Origin of the sequence: Clostridium sp. MCC344, assembly GCF_018785365.1 — a bacterium.
Classification (GTDB): domain Bacteria; phylum Bacillota; class Clostridia; order Lachnospirales; family Lachnospiraceae; genus Pilosibacter.
This window is the reverse complement of the sequence record NZ_WQPQ01000110.1, coordinates 566-1500: the sequence shown is the minus strand read 5'-3', so window position 1 is coordinate 1500 and position 935 is coordinate 566. Positions and strand designations below refer to the sequence as shown.

The 935-nt window shown below is 57.5% G+C and carries 2 protein-coding genes; both read left to right on the top strand.

What is annotated here, in order from left to right; all coding sequences use genetic code 11:
* A partial coding sequence (locus GPK90_RS19285; protein ID WP_252197604.1) for a C40 family peptidase occupies positions 1-561 on the top strand: 561 nt, incomplete at its 5' end.
* 22 nt (positions 562-583) lie between these two features.
* Entirely contained in the window at positions 584-850 is a 267-nt protein-coding gene (locus GPK90_RS17990; protein WP_005927622.1) for a DUF4315 family protein, read from the top strand.
* Positions 851-935 lie beyond the last annotated feature (85 nt).

The window sequence follows — 935 nt, the reverse complement described above, 5'->3', positions numbered from 1 at the left end:
ACTGACCCGGAGACCGGGGAAACCACCACCGAGGAAGTCCCCTATGAGTATTACATTCTCAATGTGACCCTCACAAACAAGACGCTGCCCGCCGTGATCCTGCCGAGGCTTAACGAACAGCAGCGGGAAATCTACACCGTTATGCAGCAGCTCAAAGGCAACAAACCCTATCTGTGGGAAGGGATTTACAACGGCGGCGAAGATACCGGCCCCAGCTATGAGATACCCGGCGAGGCGCTGGATGACCCGGCTTTTGCGGCGCTCATGGAAGAAGCCACAAAGTACATCGGCTGGCCCTATGTGTGGGGCGGCTCCAGCCCGTCCACCTCCTTTGACTGTTCGGGCTTTGTCTGCTGGGTGTACACGGCCAGCGGCGTCCACAACCTGCCCCGTACCACGGCGCAGGGCATTTATAACCAGTGCGCTATCATTTCCCCCTCCGAGGCAAAGCCCGGCGACATTATCTTTTTCACGGGAACCTATGACAGCCCCGGCCCTGTGTCCCATGTGGGGATTTATGTGGGCGACGGGATGATGCTCTATGCCTTCGGGCGTTTGTGAGCCAGAGGAAAGGAGTCCTTGCATGAACAAGATCGACAAGCTCGATAAGGAACTGGAAAAAGCCCGGGAGAAGGCTGCCGAGTGGCAGGCCAAAATCCGGGAGCTGGAAAAGCAGAAACAGGAGGAAGAAAACAGCCAGATCGTGCAGGCGGTGCGCTCCCTCAAACTGACGCCCGCCCAGCTTATGGCTTTTTTGAACGACCCCAAAAACAGCCTTACCGCTTCGGGTCATACTGACCCGAAGCCGGAGGCACCCGAAAAGGAGGACACAGCCCATGAAGAAAATTAAATACCGCAGGCTGGCGGCGATGGCTGCCAGCCTTTTGTGTTGCCTGATCTTTACAGCCCCGGCCTACGCCCAGAGCAGCGAGCCG

Bases quoted from the DNA above. Each gene is read 5' to 3' on its own strand.
- GPK90_RS17990 (WP_005927622.1), top strand. From the start codon at position 584: ATGAACAAGATCGACAAGCTCGATAAGGAACTGGAAAAAGCCCGGGAG.